The following is a 15,861-nucleotide window of genomic DNA, read 5'->3' as shown; positions in this document are numbered from 1 at the left end:
CATAAAGTGCCGAGACTTAGAGGGGGAAGTGATGAAATTTCAAATTGGCAACCATTGTGTGATGAATGCAATAACTTTAAAAGTACTGCTTGCAGAGATTGCCAGTTAGATTGTGAAACTTGTTGTTGGGCATATCCTGAAAAATTTAAACCTTTTCATATTCCTGGAGAGTTAGTTAAATGTTTGCGCGAACATGCTCAAAAGCTTGGCAGGAATCCCGATGAATTACTCACTGAAATTATTACAAATTATATTGAAAACCAAAATTAGAAAAACACACAGACTCATGGTTAGTGTAATAAGGGTCTGTGTGTTTTTCTGTTATAGAGGAAGAGAGTAATTATTGTTATGAGGATCAGTGCGGTATTTATATTCCTGTAATTTTTCATCTTTGTTAATTAGCATAGAATAGATAGTCTCTAAGGGGAATGGCAGATAAAGATGTTGTATGTTATAATCTTATAAAATGATGAAAAGTGTAGGAAGTAGGAATGGCAGAAGAAAAATTAAATGTGTTATATACCATTGACGATAAAGAATTTCCATCAATGGATTATATAAATGTACTTGAAAAATGGAAAGGTTATAGAACGCCCAGACCATATTTGGAGTCAATGATGTGAAGTACATCATCCGCTACGATGAGGCAGTCCCCCGTTCTAAAGCCATCCGGTACCCATCTGGAAAAATCAAGTCTTTGTTCTACAAGCACCAGAGGATCTTTACAAAGTTTCTTTGCTTCTTCGAACTGTTCTATGACGAAGTTGCAGTATTCCTCTGTGCAGTTTTCCATCTCCGCATCGTAGTAATCCAAATCTGCAGTCGGATCACGCCCGGATTTTCCAAGAGCTTTCAGAACTTTGTATTCACAGAGTTTATGTGCATCTGTTCCCTGCTGTGCATAAGGACTTGCCCGATCCCTGATCTCAGCACATAACCTTACGGATGGTGGGCAGTTCAATCACTGCTTACTTGAGGAAGCGGAGAGCAATGCGTGTTTAGGCATTGCCGATCACCTCCAAAGCTGCGATCACTTCCGGGTATTTATCAGCAGGAACTCCGGTCAGAGTACCATCGGAAGAAAAGGTTGCTACGATCTTCTTCACATCCGCTTTATACTTTCCGGCATCTGCCTTGGCCTTCTGAACCAGTCTTGCTCTGACATCTTCTTTGGTATAAGTGATGGTTTCGGATTCCTTTTCAGGAGAAACTTCCTGCGCCGCCTCAGATACTTTTTCTGCTTTGACTGTTTTTTACTTTTTCGCTGGAGCTTTCGGCTGTGTCACGTCTTCTGTGGAAGAGTAGATTTCACTAAGCCGTGTGAAGCTGTCAGCAATGGTCTTAAATAACTTCGCCAATTCTTTTTCCTTCATCGTCTTTTGCCTCCTTTGACATATGGTTGACTGCGTTTTTCTTTGCAAGCTGTCTGGTAATGACACTGATTGCAATCAGCACATCTGAGATTTCCTTATCAAGTTCTGCATCGCTGATTATGGCAGCATCTGTTTCTGTAACATTTCCCATCGTTTACACCGCCTTTCTGAAAGACTTTTCCTTTCACTATCCCATGGACACAAAATCCCAAAAAGGGCGGGAGAAAAATTTAAAGTGGTCGGATTGGATTTTTACATTTATATAGAAGAAACCCGCTCAAAGGAAAAAAATTAAAAAAAGTGCCGCCCAATTCGCAGATTCCTGTCCATGGGATAGTGAAGAGATAAATACACATCTCTACCATTTAACGAAAGGAGCTATTCTTATGGGAGTAGGTTATAGAAACCAGGAAGGCTATGCCGATCCGGTACCATATCTGGCAATCTCCAATATGAATGTCCAATATTACCCCTCATGTTTGCAGACATGCAGGAACAAGAGTGCTGCCGATAACAGAAGATGTGGCAGAAATGTTTCGAGCAATCATCGAAGACAGGAATGCTCCTAAAGTGGAAAAATCCATTGATGGCTACAGTGGATTCCTTTTCTACGATGACAATGGAATGCCACTTGTGGCAATGCACTGGCAGCACCGATTCAACCACATGGTCGGCAGATACAATGATATCTATCGGGTGCAGATGCCTAATATCACACCTCATGTATGCCGAAACACCTATTGCAGCAATATGGCAAAATCAGGAATGAATCCAAAGACGTTACAGTACCTCATGGGGCATTCGGATATAAGTGTTACAATGAATGTGTACACGCATATCAGTTTTGATGATGCTGAGGAAGAATTGAAACGTATGGAAGAGTTTAGGAAGGCGCAGGCGGAGGTTGAGCAGAAGAAGGAGAAACCGATGTCGCAGAAAGTGTTTAAAGTTGTATAATATGGAAATGGGATGACGCTCTGGTATAGACTGGGGCGTTATTTTTGTGGAAAAAAGTAGGTTCAGAGGATATAATATAATCAGGGTGATTTAGGAAGATGGGAAAAGCGGTTTTGATTTCATATGAAAGGAATGGTTGTGAAATGTATTACGATGAAAAAACAGCGGAGAAGCCAGAAAAATGGCCTGCGAATGCTCGTGAACAGATTTTAGATACATTATGTGAATGTGTAGAAGAATTTAGGAAAAATCCGTCTTATAAGACAAGAGAAGTCCTTTTGTCTTTAACGTGTGAGCATGATTTGAATTTGAATGAGAATTCTGGATTGGTTCGTGTAACCGAGTATGAAGTTGGGATACTGAATTTTCTCTATTTAGTTGGTAATGCATATCAAATATCTTCATTAAAAACATATATATACAATATTATAACGCAGGTAACTAGATTACAGAAAATTACTTCTTGGTTTAATCCTGTGATTAATTGTGATGAAGAAAATACATATCGTGTAATACCATATGAACAGGGGCTTATGTTCCCACTGAGATTGTATCACATAGCGTATCAAAAGTTCACAATAGAAAAGAATAAGTCATTTGCAGAACAATTAATAGAAATTGTAGAGGAAACGTTAAAAAGCTGCCAAACGGAAGAAGAGATTGATACCTTGACTCATTCATATACATCTATGTTACTGGATATTAGTAATATGCATGGAAGTAAAAGAGAAAAGTTATGGGAATTTACAAGAGAAGAATTATACAAATTATTAGCAATAGAAGCAAAACTACTTAGAATGAATAAGCAGCCTGCAAACATTCGACCAGTTAAGGGTGTGCTTATGATGATGATAAGCAATTTCATTTTAAAATCGAGAAATGGGTATAACAATGATTATATTTGTAAATATCTGCCAATAGAAGTTGCAAAGAGTAGTATTAGTAATCATCAAATTTGGATGAAGAAAACAGAGCTGCTTAATGATGAGCGAGAGAAAAAAGTTATTCCAGAATTGTTTGAAGATATGTCATGGATTCATTATGACTGGATAAAAGACATTGATTTTTCTGAGACACGAAACTATTATGTGTCATGTTTCAGTAAGTCAATAAATAATAGCCATATGCAAGACGGTTATGGAGAATGTTTGTATGGATATAAAAATGATAGAATTGTGGACCTGATTGGACCTATTGGATTATATACATTGACAAAAAAGGCTGACGCTGACGCAGATTTGCCAGATACTATGAAAAGACCATATATAGCTCAAGTAATAACATTTGATGTTTTATATGACATTGAAGAAGCAAAGACGGAATTACAATACTTATTTAGCGTTATAGACATGTTTGATTTATCTGACAATAATAAGAAAATGTTTTTACAGGAGATATTGCAATATTGGATTCTTTCTGTTAAAGATAGCAAATGGAAAGCTGAAAGAGAAAGAAGATATGTTATTTTTTTATATGACGATTATGAATATATTGAAACAGAATTGGATGATACATTCTTGAAAGTTAAAACATCACTTTTTATTACGCCTGATTTTATTATAGGGAAAAATCCTAGCAAATGGGAAATAATGCGACAACTTGCGGCAAAAAGAAAAGCATTGTTTAGTAAAGAATATCTGTTTTGTGAAAATTGTTTAATGCAAGATCATGATGTGGCAATACATGAGAAACCAGAAAAATGTCCGATATGTGGTTCTAAAAATATAAGGATGATATATCACAAGAATGCTTAGTAGTAAGAAGCTTCATTTTACTACCAATTTTACTACTAACAGGTAGTAGCAACGTGCTCAATCTTACTCTGATTTGCCACAATCTGTAATTTCAGAGCATTTAATAAAACACCCGAAAACCCTAGCAAAGCAGGGCGTTTCAGGGCAAAACAAGGAGAAATAAAACTATGATTAAAGTACTTTTTATTTGCCACGGCAGGATTTTCTGTTCAGAATGAAAAGTCTCAAATCGTCTTAAATACTTCTATAAATAGCATTTCTTGTGTTCCATTCTCAATTTTACCAATGATTTACCAATATTTCTGGAGAGTCAGACTTGCAAAACCAGAATGAGGAGATTAAAAATATGAGCAAATTGAAACCAAGAATAACGGAAAACGGAATTGATTATATCCTTGTCGGAGATTACTACATCCCGGATTTGAAACTGCCGGAGGAACACCGCCCCATTGGGAAGTATGGACGGCTACATCAGGAATATTTAAGAGAAGTCCACCCAGCCAGATTGAACACATTGATATTGACCGGGGAGTTATGGACATATCTTGCAGACCTGAACGAACAGGCACAGGAACGGTTAGACATCATCATGGAACAGATGAAAACTGCCGAGGGCGTAACCGAGGAATTGAAGCGTACCCATCAAATGGAATGGGTGCAGCGTTGCAATAACATTCACAACCGGGCAGAAGAAATTGTTTTGCATGAGATGATTTATTCGTAATGATATGTTAAGAGTTAAGCAAATATGAAGTTGTCAAGTTTTTTCAAACAGCCTCATTGCATAGAAATGACAAACAGATTATTCTTAAAGCAGGAGGTGGCAGAAATGGCAAACGAAGATAAGAAAGATTTTAATGCTATGTTGCACGACAATAAGGATATGCCAAAATTTCAAATCATTACAGACCAGAAAAGTATTGAAAAATATGGTGGCAGTAAAATGTATTTTGCACCGCCAATCGACTATGACAAAGTAATGAAAAAAATTCCGTATGGTAAAGTGATTACCGTCGGGAAAATACGAGAATACTTTGCGGAGTTAAGTAGTGCAGATTTTACAGAACCGATTACAGCAGGAATTTTTGTTTCTATTGTGGCATGGGCGAGTTATCAGCGTTCAGAAGATGAAACGCCTTATTGGAGAACATTGAAAGCAAACGGAGAACTAAATGCTAAATACCCAAATGGTATTGAAGCACAAAAAGAAAAATTAGAAGCAGAAGGACACACCATCATTCAAAAAGGGCGTAAAAATGTACGATACTATGTAAAGGACTATGAAAACTCCCTCTTTGATTTGAAATAGGTAAATTTGAATTTGGCAGATGTAAAAGGATTTTGACACTCATAATAAGTGATGTCAAAGCTATTTTGTAGACAATAGTGGGTGTTTTTCCTACAATAAAAGTGCAAGGAGGTATAGTGGCATGGAGCATGATATTGGATGCAAAATCAAGGCAGCCCGAATTGAAAAAAAGCTGACGCAAGAACAGGTTGCCGAATTGTTGGGTGTGAGTCGTCAGACCATCTCAAATTGGGAAAATGAAAAATCCTATCCAGATATTATCAGCGTCATTAAAATGAGCGAATGCTACGATGTCTCTCTTGACTATCTATTGAAAGGAGAACAAAAAATGAAAAGCTATTATGATTATCTTGAAGAAAGTACGAATGTTGTGAAAAGCAATGCCAACAGAAACAAGATTATTACGATTCTCTCCTATCTCTTGATTTGGGCGTTTGCAATGATAGTGTTCTGGTTTTTTGCAAGTGGAAGTGACGCTATGGGTTACAGTTTGATGTTTCTTTGGTTTATTCTTCCTATATCCACATTTATTGTATCTATTGTTATTGGTAAAAATAACTTTTGGGGAAAAGGAAAATGGGCATTCACTCTTTTCTTTGGCGTAATGTATATGCTTGCTGAATATGGCACATTCAAAATGGCAAACAACATTGCTTTTAACAAACTGAATGCCCCTGACTTGGGAATGATTGTAGCCGGAGCAATAATCTCTGCAATCGGTATGTTGGTAGGTTCACTGTGGAATAAGAAACGCCACAATCAAAAAAAATAAGTAACAAGAAAAATCCCAACTTGTTATTCTGAAAATTTAACTGAATAACCACAGCACAAACCGCTGCTACATGGAAGCTAACAAACCATGCAACAGCGGTTTTTCTTTACCGTTTTTTCCTCTGACTGATAGGCGTTCCCATTTTCTTTGATTTTTTGAGAATCCGAATCAGCCAGCGAAATTCTTCGTCTGACAGATTTTTATAGTTGATACCAAGCTGCTTGCAGTAAAGAACAACCAGCTTTTCATCCCGACTGCCCTTGAAATTTTCGACTGCTTCCAGATTTTCTTTCAGTTCATCGGCAACGGTAGTTTGGGGTGCGCTCTCGCTGTCCTTTTTGTGGGCTTCCCGAATATCCCGGATAATGAGATTGAGGTCATCCCGTACCATGTGGCTGAAATACTCATCATCACTGATATGGGCAGCTTGCAGCACCTTTAAATGCGGGTCATCTTCGCCGGGGCGATACCGTTCAATGATTTCATGTCGGACGGTATCGACAAGGGCATTGAGGTTCTGAATCTGCATGGTGGCAATCCCATCCACATAAATCTCAATGTCCGCAAGAAACTTGATAAAGTCCTTATGGGTGGCAAGTTCGCAGAGCAGGCGGTTGTTAATCCGACCGCTTTTCAGGAGTGCCACCATTTCATCACTCAAATGCAGCTCCCTTAATGGCGTGTTGATCTCTGTCCTGTTCTCTGACCGGCAAAAGAGATAATCGAGGGACACCCCATAAAAATCTGCCAGCAGGATAAGGTTGCCATGATTGATTTCCTTATAGTCATCTTTTTCATAACTGCCAAGAGCCGATTTTGAAATACCCGTTTGCTCTGCCAGTTCTTCCAGTTTTAATCCTTTGTTTAATCGTAAATCTTTTAGCCGTTCCTGTATTGTAGTAGCTCCGTTCATTGAAGCAGCTCCCCCTTTTTGACAACATATATAACCGTTGAATTGATTATACCATATCAATTCCGCAATCGTGGAAATTTCTGATTTTTACCCCTGATTCCTACTTTGTGGACATACGGCACAGGGCACAAAAATGTTCTATGATACAGGTAGTTCATCGATGGATTATTCCAATCGAATGACCAGCCTGTGTGGGATATGCTTCCCCAGCGATGTAGCGCCATGACTTTTGGCAGGGATGTGGAGGAACCCTGACCGAAACGAGCGTACCAAAGGGAGCGATACGCCGCTGTGAGATTCAGGGGAGGAACGACACCGGGGAGAACTGGCGAACTGACACCGAGATGATACCGAAACACGACAATCTGATAGGGGGACAGTCTACCCTATCGCTGATACTTCGGGAGATTTTAAGCGGCTCTATGGCTATGTTTTTGCCGAAAATCGCCCCGAAACCATACACTAAAACGGGAGGAAGCGCAATATGCCGAGAATGAGCAAAAAGAGGAAGCATGAGCTTTCCTTTTACCTCAATGACCGGGGGCGTGTCACTTACAACGAATTATGCCGGAAATGCCAGCATGGGTGCAGGCAGAGCTTCCGGGCGGTTGTGATTGACTGCCCCCGTTATTTATCCAAACGAGCAAAGAAAAAGGAGGAACACACCGAATGAATTTTGAATTTATGACGATAGACACACCATTGCCGCCTTGTATGCCATTTCCCAGAGCATTGACAGGATTTCCAGTCAGCAGCACCGCAAAGGTCATGTACTGCCGGATGCTGGACGCTATGCTATCCAAAGGGCAGGAGGACGAGAACGGAATCCTGTTTGTCTGCTTCCCTATCACAGGCATTGCCGCAGTCCTGTCTCGCAGCCCCATGACGGTCAAGCGTTCTCTGAATGAACTGGAAACCGCCGGACTTATCATGCGGGTGCGTCAGGGCGTGGGAGAACCAAACATGATTTATGTGCTGATACCGGGAAAGGAGGACGCTGCCCTTGCCTGATACCTCAAAGCTGGAAAAACTCAACCGGGAGTTGGAGAAAAGCGAAAAGAAACTGCGGAAAGCCATCAATGATGAAAAGGCATTGCAGTACCAGCTAAAGCAGCTTACCCGGAAGGAGCGGACGCACCGGCTCTGTACCCGTGGCGGTATGCTGGAAAGTTTTCTGCAAGAACCGGAACGTCTGACAGATGATGATGTCATGCTGTTGTTGAAACTCATTTTTCACAGGCAGGACACGCAGGAATTATTGAAAAAACTGCTGGAACGGGAGAAGCTGGAAACCCCTTAGTTTACTAAGGGCGCAATTATACACCACCCAGAGGTTGGTGCATTGCGTTCTCCGAAGGCTCCTCGCCGGAGGGCTGTGATTTTCCGCAGTCATGGTCTGCTCCAAATCATACAGGGGACGCTACGCTTCCCCTGCGCTGGCTACCACCAGCTACCCTTTTGTGGACTTGCCATCTGGGTTGTCAAAAAAGCTTACAATCTTACATGATAAATAGAAAAGAGTAAGGGACAATTTGAAGTTATAAGTGGATTTTTGCGAAGCTGTATGATACTATTATTTTATAACGGTTTGAAAATTCGTGGATTACTTAACAAATTAGAAGGAGGTATTTTATATGTTTAAAAAAGCTTTTTGGGTTCCTTATGAGGATAGTGCCAATTACCCAACTCTTGCAAAAACTATGGAAGCAATTTCAAAGTATTGTGAAGAAAATGGTGAGTCTTATACGTTTATTAACGATGACGAAGTGGAGATAAATGGAAAAAGATATGAAATATATAGGGGCTACGAAAATGGTAGTAGGGGAAATTACGGCATAAAATGTAAAGAAAAATAAATCCAGTTTGTTATTCTACGCACATCGGGTCAGCTTGTCCCGAACTTTCACAACTAAATACCCGCCGCCCACACAGCGGCACACCGAGCAGGAAATCTGAAAAAGGTCTCCTGCTTTTTTTCTGCCCAAAATGAGGCGGCAAAACGCCACCCCATCCACCAATTACCGAAAGGAGGGACACGAAATGCCCTGTCCACACAATGAAATCACGATTGTTCAGCGCAGCCAGCGGCAGTCTGCTGTTGCCGCCGCTGCTTACCAAAGCGGCGAAAAGCTGTTCTGTGAATACGACCAGCAAGTGAAGCACTACCCGGAAAAGCGTGGCATCGTCCACAATGAAATCCTGCTCCCGGCCAATGCCCCGCCGGAGTATGCAGACCGCAATACTTTGTGGAACGCCGCCGAAGCGGTGGAAAAACAATGGAACTCCCAACTTGCAAGGCGGTGGGTGCTTACCATCCCCAGAGAGATACCGCCCGACCAGTACGCTGTCCTTGTCCGGGAGTTTTGTGAGCAGCAGTTTGTTTCCAAAGGCATGATTGCTGATTTTGCCATCCATGACCCCCATCCGCCGGGACATAATCCCCACGCCCATGTCCTGCTCACTATGAGGGCAATGGACGAACATGGAAAATGGCTTCCCAAGAGCCGCAAGGTTTATGCCCTTGATGAAAACAGGGAACGAATAAAGCTGCCATCCGGCAGGTGGAAAAGCCACAAAGAAGATACGGTGGACTGGAACGACCAGAAGTATTGCGAAATCTGGCGGCATGAATGGGAGGTCATCCAGAACCGCTATCTGGAAGCCAATGACCGACCGGAGCGTGTGGACTTGCGTTCCTATGCCAGACAGGGGCTTGATATAGTCCCTACTGTCCATGAGGGGGCTGCTGTCCGGCAGATGGAAAAGCGGGGTATCCAGACGAATATCGGCAACCTGAACCGGGAAATCAGAGCTGCCAACAATCTGATGAAGTCCATCCGGCAGCTTATCCAAAACCTCAAAGGCTGGATTACCGAGCTGGGCGAAAAACGGAAAGAGCTGCTTGCACAAAAGGCGGCGGAGGAAGCAACACTTCTTCCAAATCTTCTGATGAAGTATATGGAGATACGAAAGGAAGAACGGAAGGACTGGACAAGGGCTGGACAGAACCGGGGGACTTCACAGGACTTAAAGGCAGTCAGCGAAGCCCTGTCCTATCTCCGTCAAAAGGGGCTTTCTACTGTGGAGGACTTAGAAGTATTTCTGGAATCTTCCGGGAAATCAGCCGCAGATTACCGCAATCAGATGAAGCCAAAGGAAGCCCGCAGCAAAGTGATTGACGGGATTCTTGCCAGCCGGACAGACTGCAAGGAATGTAAGCCTGTCTATGAGAAGTACCAGAAGATATTTTTCAAGAAAACAAAGGAGAAATTCAAACAGGAACACCCGGAGGTCGCCCGGTATGCGAAAGCCGCCGCCTACCTTGCCAAGCACCCGGACGATAAGGACAGCACCCAAAAGGAACTGCAACAGGAGCAGGAAAAACTTCTCAGCGAAATCGCAGAGCTGAAAGTACCGCTGACAGAGGTGCAGGAGGATTTGAAGAAGCTGCGGGATATCCGCTACTGGGTACAGAAAGCCACCCCCGGCACAGAGGAAAGCAAAGAGCCGCCCAAGAAGCAGCCCATCAAGGAAGTCTTGCAGGATAAGACAGACGAGAAAAAAGCACAAAGAACTGCCCAGGAACAGACGAAACACAGACAACAGGATATGGAACTTTAACAGGCACTTGCCATTTTCAATCAGAGAATGTCAGGTGCTTTTCTTTTTTCAAGGAGGGATAGATTTGAATGTATTTGAAGCTGTGAAGCAGTCCGTCACAACAAGACAGGCTGCGGAGCATTATGGAATCCATGTAGGTCGGAACGGGATGGCTTGCTGCCCGTTCCATAACGATAAAACCCCAAGCATGAAGCTGGATCGGCGTTACCACTGCTTCGGCTGCGGTGCGGATGGGGATGTGATTGATTTTGCCGCCACCCTGTATGGGCTGAGAAAGAAAGAAGCCGCCGTACAGCTGGCACAGGACTTCGGGCTTTCCTATGAGGACTGGAAACCGCCGGGAAAGGAAAAAAAGCCAAAGCCCCGGCAGAAATCCCCGGAGGAACAGTTTCAGGAAGCAAAGAACCGCTGCTTCCGTATTCTTGCCGATTATCTCCATCTGCTTCGGGCATGGAGAACGGACTACGCCCCACACTCCCCGGAGGAAGCCTTTCATCCCCGGTTTATAGAAGCCTTACAGAAGCAAGACCAAGTGGAGTATCTGCTGGATGTGCTGCTGTTCGGGGAAACAGAGGAAAAAGCGGCTTTGATTACGGACTACGGAAAGGATGTGATACAGCTTGAACAGCGAATGGCAGAGCTTGCCGCCGCAGACGCAGCAAGAACTAAAAAACACCATGAACGCCATGCAGCCACCCCAGAGCATTGAGGAAATCAAGGAGGGGCTGGAAACTACCGAGAAAGGCGGTGTCCGTCAGAGCATACGGAACTGCCTGACTGTATTCCAGCGTGACCCGCTGCTTTCCGGGGCTATCGCATACAACATCCTGACTGACCGCAAGGACATCATAAAGCCCATCGGCTTCCACAGGGAAAGCACCGCCCTGAACGATACAGATATGAAGTATCTGCTTCTCTATCTGGAAGAAACCTACGGGCTTACCAATGAGAAAAAGATTGATAACGCCATCGGGATTGTGGCGAATGAAAACAAGTACCACCCCATCCGGGATTATTTAAGTTCCCTTGTGTGGGACGGGACAGAGCGAATCCGCTTCTGCCTGCGGCACTTTCTGGGGGCTGACGCAGACGATTACACCTATGAAGCATTGAAGCTGTTCCTGCTGGGTGCAATCTCACGAGCCTTTCAGCCGGGGTGCAAGTTTGAAATCATGCTCTGTCTGGTCGGCGGTCAGGGGGCTGGCAAGTCCACTTTCTTCCGTCTGCTGGCAGTCCGGGACGAGTGGTTCTCCGATGATTTGCGGAAGCTGGACGATGACAATGTGTACCGCAAGCTGCAAGGTCACTGGATTATCGAAATGTCGGAAATGATGGCAACCGCCAACGCCAAGAGCATTGAGGAAATCAAGTCATTTTTAAGCCGACAGAAAGAGGTTTACAAGATACCCTATGAAACCCACCCAGCAGACCGCCCCCGTCAGTGCGTGTTTGGCGGCACTTCCAATGCCCTTGACTTCCTGCCCCTTGACCGTTCCGGCAACCGCCGCTTTATCCCCGTCATGGTGTACCCGGAGCAAGCCGAGGTTCACATTTTGGAGGACGAAGCCGCTTCCAGAGCCTATATCGAGCAGATGTGGGCAGAAGCGATGGAAATTTACAGAAGCGGCAGGTTCAAGCTGGCTTTCAGCCCTGCCATGCAGCGGTATCTCAAAGAACACCAGCGGGATTTTATGCCGGAGGACACCAAAGCCGGGATGATACAGGCGTATCTTGATAAGTACACCGGGAGCATGGTCTGCTCCAAGCAGCTCTATAAGGAAGCCTTGAACCATGCCTTTGACGAGCCGAAGCAATGGGAAATCCGGGAAATCAACGAGATTATGAACCAGTGCATTTCTGGCTGGCGGTACTTCCCGAACCCAAGAATGTTTTCCGAATACGGCAGACAAAAGGGCTGGGAGCGTGAAAACCCGGCAACGGAATCCGGCAATCCGTCTGAAAAAACGATGGACGGTTTTGTGGAGGTCACAGAACAGATGGAGCTTCCCTTCTGAAAAGGACAGCCCGTTGCACCCCCTGTTGCTATCCCGTTGCCGAGCCGGTTGCCAGGGGAAATCCCTTATTTCCGGGCTTTTCTCCTTTATAACAACCAAAACAACAGAAAAATAAAAGAAAAGTATAAATAGTAACCATCGCCAGATTGAGATTGTTTGCAAGGTCTTTTGAAGCCCGTTGCCGGACTTCGTTGCCGACACCCTCTGTCTGGCTGTTTTCATGTATGGAGGATAACTGCCTATGGCAAATAATAAGATGAACATGGAAGGAAATAATTACTCAGATATTCCGGTGTGGCGTAGATATACGCTTACCATTGAGGAAGCAGCCAGATATTATCATATCGGCGAAGGAAAACTGAGAACGCTTATTGACACACATCCCAATGAGGATTTTTATGTGATGAACGGCAATCGTGCCCTCATTAAGCGTGAGAAATTTGAACGGTATCTGGATCAGGCTACTGCTGTGTAAACAGAGCTGACAGATTTACCGATTTCACATGATATAACTATGCGGAGAGCTGGATTTGTGCTATGATAAGAGTGCAAGTCTGGCTCTCTTTTTTGAAAGGAGAGTTCACGATGAGTGAGAAAAGACGAGATAACCGTAATCGGATTTTGCGAGAGGGCGAGTACCAGCGTAAAGATGGGAGGTATCGGTTCCGCTATATTGATGAGGACGGAAAAGAGAAAAATGTATACAGTTGGCGTTTGGACAAGAATGACCCAATGCCAAAAGGGAAGAAGCGGGAGCCTTCCCTGCGTGAGAAAGAAAAACAGATTGAAGCGGATTTGTTTGACCGTATCGTAACCAACGGTGGCAACTATACTGTTTTGGAACTGGTAGAAAAGTACGTTTCATTGAAAACAGGAGTTCGTCACAATACGGTTGCCGGATATAAAACGGTCATCAATATGCTGAAAAAAGAGAGTTTTGGGAATCTGCGAATTGATAAGGTGCGTTTGTCAGACGCAAAGGCATGGTTGATTAAGCTCCAACAAATTGATGGGCGGGGATACAGTTCCATTCATTCTATCCGGGGAGTCCTCAGACCAGCATTTCAGATGGCGGTAGACGATGATTTGCTTCGTAAAAACCCATTTGAATTTGAGCTTGCATCCGTCATTGTCAATGATTCTGTTACCAGAGAAGCGATTACCCGAAAGCAGCAGAGAGATTTGCTAAAGTTTATTCAGGAAGATAAACATTTTAGCAGATACTATGATGCAATCTATATTCTTTTTCACACAGGGCTTCGTATCTCAGAGTTCTGTGGGCTGACGGTTTCAGAAATCGAGTTTGGAGAAATGCGTATCAAGGTAGACCATCAGTTACAGCGTACTGCACAGATGCAGTATGTAATTGAAGAACCAAAAACTGACAAAGGCATCCGCTATGTGCCGATGACGGAAGCTGTCGCAGCGTGTTTTCGCAGAATCATTGCCAACCGCAAGACACCAAAAGTTGAACCGATGGTGGAAGGATATGCAGGATTTTTGTTTCTGGATAAAAACGATATGCCGATGGTTGCCCTTCACTGGGAAAAGTATCTGGAGCATATTATTCAGAAATATAATAAAATTTATCGCATCCAGATGCCGAAAGTTACCCCTCATGTATGCAGGCACACCTTTTGCTCTAATATGGCAAAATCCGGTATGAATCCGAAAACCTTGCAGTATATCATGGGTCACGCAGACATCAGTGTAACCTTGAACACTTACACCCATGTGAATTTTGATGATGCAAAGGAAGAAGTATATCGGATAGCGAATAGTTAAAAAAGCCCGTTGGTAAGGACGCTTGCTTTACCAACGGATTTACCAAGATTGCAGGGAAAAATATAAGAAAATACGAGAAGATTTGAGAAGATACCTTGAAAAGAAAGGAAAACTCAAAAGTCGGAAAACCCTGAAATATCAAGCGTTTGAGAAGAAATACAAGACTTAAATGGAGATATGAAAAGATGATTAAAGTACTATTTATTTGCCACGGCAATATTTGCCGCTCGACTCTTGCTGAGAGCGTATTCACCCACAAAGTAAATTCCCTCGGCCTTGCCCACAATTTTGAAATCGACAGCTTCGCCACCAGCCGCGAGGAGATCGGCAATCCGCCGCACTACGGGACAGTCAATAAACTGCGCGAGGAGCACATTCCGCTCGTGCCGCATCACGCAAAGCAGATTACATGGAAGGATTACGAGCGCGCCGACTACATCATCGGCATGGATACCGCGAATATCCGCAATCTGAACCGGATGCTGAAAAATGATCCGGATGGAAAGGTTTACAAATTTCTTTCCTTCACCGGTTCCGGCCGCGATATTGCGGATCCGTGGTATACGGGAGATTTTGAGGCGACGTACCGCGATGTCGTGGAGGGATGCAACGGCTTTCTGGCGTATCTGCGCCGGGAAGGAAAAATCTGAAAAACAAAAAGCGCCGAAAACAAGGCCAGTGCCCATTTGCAGAGAATGCGGCACTAGCCTTTTAATATAAGAAAATCCTATAGCCACTCCAAAGAATTAGCAATTAGACGTAACCAGACAGATATGGTATGATAACTGCATAGAAAACATAGCGGAATAATAGGAAAACAAAAGCTTTCCTATTTGAAAATTCATTCGATAGAACACGCGAAAGAGGGGCAGAAAATCAATGGCGAATTATGATTATGAGATTGTAAATGGAAGAAAAATCCGCGTAAGACCAAAAGAAACCGTATCGGAGATCGACAAAAACGGCTATTTCCGCAGACAGCCGAATCACTTCACAACTCCGTTCGGCGACGGTGAAAACGATCTGAAGGCAGAAGGTAATAAGAGATACCGTCTCGGCTGGGCAAAGCTGTGCCACTGGTCCAACCGCGCGGCGATCGTAAGAGAGCTGGAGGGCCTGGAAGATCAGATTTCCGTCAATATGGTAGAACATGCCCCGTATGAGAAAAACCTTGGCTGGGAATACGTTTACAATGAAAACACATCGACCCGGTGCTCGGCGATCAGTTCCTCTCTGAGGCGTATTACCGTGCTGATGATGATTACCAGGGAAGAACGACCGTTCCGGCGCTGATCGACACAACGACGGGAAGTAAACGGTAGAACCTGAGTACCTTTTTATTCACTTCAAGTTATGCCATAA

General features: G+C 43.6%; 19 protein-coding genes and 1 pseudogene. 17 read left to right on the top strand and 3 right to left on the bottom strand.

The window, feature by feature from the left end:
• The first annotated feature begins 6 nt into the window (after nucleotides 1–6).
• Complete coding sequence (locus DW642_RS14910) at nucleotides 7–270, top strand: HNH endonuclease (protein ID WP_242991206.1); 264 nt, start codon at nucleotides 7–9, stop codon at nucleotides 268–270.
• Nucleotides 271–583: 313 nt separating this feature from the next.
• Here DW642_RS14910 and DW642_RS14905 read toward each other — a convergent pair whose 3' ends face one another.
• Together DW642_RS14905 and DW642_RS14900 are read right to left on the bottom strand one after the other, a co-directional pair.
• Nucleotides 584–961 carry a DUF2800 domain-containing protein gene (locus tag DW642_RS14905; protein ID WP_330410162.1) on the bottom strand — a complete coding sequence of 126 codons (378 nt, stop codon included), beginning with the start codon at nucleotides 959–961 and terminating at the stop codon, nucleotides 584–586.
• A gap of 380 nt (nucleotides 962–1,341) precedes the next feature.
• Nucleotides 1,342–1,524, bottom strand: coding sequence for a hypothetical protein (locus DW642_RS14900; RefSeq protein ID WP_117510831.1), 183 nt, complete (start codon nucleotides 1,522–1,524; stop codon nucleotides 1,342–1,344).
• Nucleotides 1,525–1,862: 338 nt separating this feature from the next.
• Between DW642_RS14900 and DW642_RS14895 the strand changes: the two are divergent.
• From DW642_RS14895 to DW642_RS14875, 5 genes and pseudogenes are all read left to right on the top strand, one after another.
• Nucleotides 1,863–2,330: pseudogene (locus tag DW642_RS14895) on the top strand (tyrosine-type recombinase/integrase); the annotation flags it as partial.
• A 98-nt stretch (nucleotides 2,331–2,428) separates the two neighbouring features.
• On the top strand, nucleotides 2,429–4,084 hold the full coding sequence (locus DW642_RS14890; RefSeq protein WP_117510829.1) for a hypothetical protein: 1,656 nt from the start codon (nucleotides 2,429–2,431) through the stop codon (nucleotides 4,082–4,084).
• Between the two features lie 346 nt (nucleotides 4,085–4,430).
• Nucleotides 4,431–4,808, top strand: a complete 378-nt coding sequence (locus DW642_RS14885) for a TnpV protein (protein ID WP_055060280.1) — start codon at nucleotides 4,431–4,433, stop codon at nucleotides 4,806–4,808.
• 105 nt (nucleotides 4,809–4,913) lie between these two features.
• Nucleotides 4,914–5,393 (top strand): MGMT family protein, encoded by a 480-nt coding sequence (locus tag DW642_RS14880; RefSeq protein ID WP_055154158.1) that lies wholly within the window; start codon nucleotides 4,914–4,916, stop codon nucleotides 5,391–5,393.
• Between the two features lie 121 nt (nucleotides 5,394–5,514).
• Nucleotides 5,515–6,165, top strand: coding sequence for a helix-turn-helix transcriptional regulator (locus DW642_RS14875; RefSeq protein WP_055060282.1), 651 nt, complete (start codon nucleotides 5,515–5,517; stop codon nucleotides 6,163–6,165).
• 106 nt (nucleotides 6,166–6,271) lie between these two features.
• Here DW642_RS14875 and DW642_RS14870 read toward each other — a convergent pair whose 3' ends face one another.
• On the bottom strand, nucleotides 6,272–7,078 hold the full coding sequence (locus DW642_RS14870; RefSeq protein ID WP_055154162.1) for a helix-turn-helix transcriptional regulator: 807 nt from the start codon (nucleotides 7,076–7,078) through the stop codon (nucleotides 6,272–6,274).
• A 484-nt stretch (nucleotides 7,079–7,562) separates the two neighbouring features.
• Between DW642_RS14870 and DW642_RS14865 the strand changes: the two genes are divergently transcribed.
• The 11 genes from DW642_RS14865 (at nucleotide 7,563) to DW642_RS14810 (ending at nucleotide 15,792) form a co-directional block, all read left to right on the top strand.
• A complete protein-coding gene (locus DW642_RS14865) occupies nucleotides 7,563–7,751 on the top strand; it encodes a hypothetical protein (protein WP_005930722.1) in 189 nt (62 codons plus the stop codon).
• Entirely contained in the window at nucleotides 7,748–8,089 is a 342-nt protein-coding gene (locus DW642_RS14860) for a DeoR family transcriptional regulator (RefSeq protein WP_117510827.1), read from the top strand. The genes DW642_RS14865 and DW642_RS14860 overlap by 4 nt, the downstream gene beginning before the upstream one ends.
• Complete coding sequence (locus DW642_RS14855) at nucleotides 8,082–8,378, top strand: DUF3847 domain-containing protein (protein ID WP_117510825.1); 297 nt, start codon at nucleotides 8,082–8,084, stop codon at nucleotides 8,376–8,378. The genes DW642_RS14860 and DW642_RS14855 overlap by 8 nt, the downstream gene beginning before the upstream one ends.
• Before the next feature lie 334 nt (nucleotides 8,379–8,712).
• Nucleotides 8,713–8,934 (top strand): DUF4318 domain-containing protein, encoded by a 222-nt coding sequence (locus DW642_RS14850; protein WP_004612768.1) that lies wholly within the window; start codon nucleotides 8,713–8,715, stop codon nucleotides 8,932–8,934.
• A gap of 184 nt (nucleotides 8,935–9,118) precedes the next feature.
• Complete coding sequence (gene mobQ, locus DW642_RS14845) at nucleotides 9,119–10,699, top strand: MobQ family relaxase (protein ID WP_117510823.1); 1,581 nt, start codon at nucleotides 9,119–9,121, stop codon at nucleotides 10,697–10,699.
• Between the two features lie 64 nt (nucleotides 10,700–10,763).
• Complete coding sequence (locus tag DW642_RS14840) at nucleotides 10,764–11,408, top strand: CHC2 zinc finger domain-containing protein (RefSeq protein ID WP_117510821.1); 645 nt, start codon at nucleotides 10,764–10,766, stop codon at nucleotides 11,406–11,408.
• On the top strand, nucleotides 11,377–12,714 hold the full coding sequence (locus DW642_RS14835; protein ID WP_117510819.1) for a virulence-associated E family protein: 1,338 nt from the start codon (nucleotides 11,377–11,379) through the stop codon (nucleotides 12,712–12,714). Before DW642_RS14840 ends, DW642_RS14835 begins: the two co-directional genes overlap by 32 nt.
• A gap of 241 nt (nucleotides 12,715–12,955) precedes the next feature.
• On the top strand, nucleotides 12,956–13,189 hold the full coding sequence (locus tag DW642_RS14825) for an excisionase (RefSeq protein ID WP_055060291.1): 234 nt from the start codon (nucleotides 12,956–12,958) through the stop codon (nucleotides 13,187–13,189).
• Between the two features lie 110 nt (nucleotides 13,190–13,299).
• Entirely contained in the window at nucleotides 13,300–14,499 is a 1,200-nt protein-coding gene (locus DW642_RS14820; protein WP_109216664.1) for a site-specific integrase, read from the top strand.
• A gap of 185 nt (nucleotides 14,500–14,684) precedes the next feature.
• Nucleotides 14,685–15,149, top strand: coding sequence for a low molecular weight protein-tyrosine-phosphatase (locus tag DW642_RS14815; protein ID WP_055228706.1), 465 nt, complete (start codon nucleotides 14,685–14,687; stop codon nucleotides 15,147–15,149).
• 229 nt (nucleotides 15,150–15,378) lie between these two features.
• On the top strand, nucleotides 15,379–15,792 hold the full coding sequence (locus tag DW642_RS14810) for a hypothetical protein (protein ID WP_242991205.1): 414 nt from the start codon (nucleotides 15,379–15,381) through the stop codon (nucleotides 15,790–15,792).
• Nucleotides 15,793–15,861 lie beyond the last annotated feature (69 nt).

This window comes from Blautia sp. AM23-13AC (genome assembly GCF_003435675.1).
Lineage (GTDB): Bacteria > Bacillota > Clostridia > Lachnospirales > Lachnospiraceae > Fusicatenibacter > Fusicatenibacter saccharivorans.
The sequence above is the reverse complement of the archived record's forward strand: the minus strand, read 5'-3'. Positions and strand labels throughout refer to the sequence as shown.

Bases quoted from the DNA above. Each gene is read 5' to 3' on its own strand.
- DW642_RS14900 (WP_117510831.1), bottom strand. From the start codon at position 1,524: ATGGGAAATGTTACAGAAACAGATGCTGCCATAATCAGCGATGCAGAA.
- DW642_RS14890 (WP_117510829.1), top strand. From the start codon at position 2,429: ATGGGAAAAGCGGTTTTGATTTCATATGAAAGGAATGGTTGTGAAATG.
- DW642_RS14885 (WP_055060280.1), top strand. From the start codon at position 4,431: ATGAGCAAATTGAAACCAAGAATAACGGAAAACGGAATTGATTATATC.
- DW642_RS14880 (WP_055154158.1), top strand. From the start codon at position 4,914: ATGGCAAACGAAGATAAGAAAGATTTTAATGCTATGTTGCACGACAAT.
- DW642_RS14875 (WP_055060282.1), top strand. From the start codon at position 5,515: ATGGAGCATGATATTGGATGCAAAATCAAGGCAGCCCGAATTGAAAAA.
- DW642_RS14870 (WP_055154162.1), bottom strand. From the start codon at position 7,078: ATGAACGGAGCTACTACAATACAGGAACGGCTAAAAGATTTACGATTA.
- DW642_RS14865 (WP_005930722.1), top strand. From the start codon at position 7,563: ATGCCGAGAATGAGCAAAAAGAGGAAGCATGAGCTTTCCTTTTACCTC.
- DW642_RS14860 (WP_117510827.1), top strand. From the start codon at position 7,748: ATGAATTTTGAATTTATGACGATAGACACACCATTGCCGCCTTGTATG.
- DW642_RS14850 (WP_004612768.1), top strand. From the start codon at position 8,713: ATGTTTAAAAAAGCTTTTTGGGTTCCTTATGAGGATAGTGCCAATTAC.
- mobQ (WP_117510823.1), top strand. From the start codon at position 9,119: ATGCCCTGTCCACACAATGAAATCACGATTGTTCAGCGCAGCCAGCGG.
- DW642_RS14835 (WP_117510819.1), top strand. From the start codon at position 11,377: ATGAACGCCATGCAGCCACCCCAGAGCATTGAGGAAATCAAGGAGGGG.
- DW642_RS14825 (WP_055060291.1), top strand. From the start codon at position 12,956: ATGGCAAATAATAAGATGAACATGGAAGGAAATAATTACTCAGATATT.
- DW642_RS14820 (WP_109216664.1), top strand. From the start codon at position 13,300: ATGAGTGAGAAAAGACGAGATAACCGTAATCGGATTTTGCGAGAGGGC.
- DW642_RS14815 (WP_055228706.1), top strand. From the start codon at position 14,685: ATGATTAAAGTACTATTTATTTGCCACGGCAATATTTGCCGCTCGACT.
- DW642_RS14810 (WP_242991205.1), top strand. From the start codon at position 15,379: ATGGCGAATTATGATTATGAGATTGTAAATGGAAGAAAAATCCGCGTA.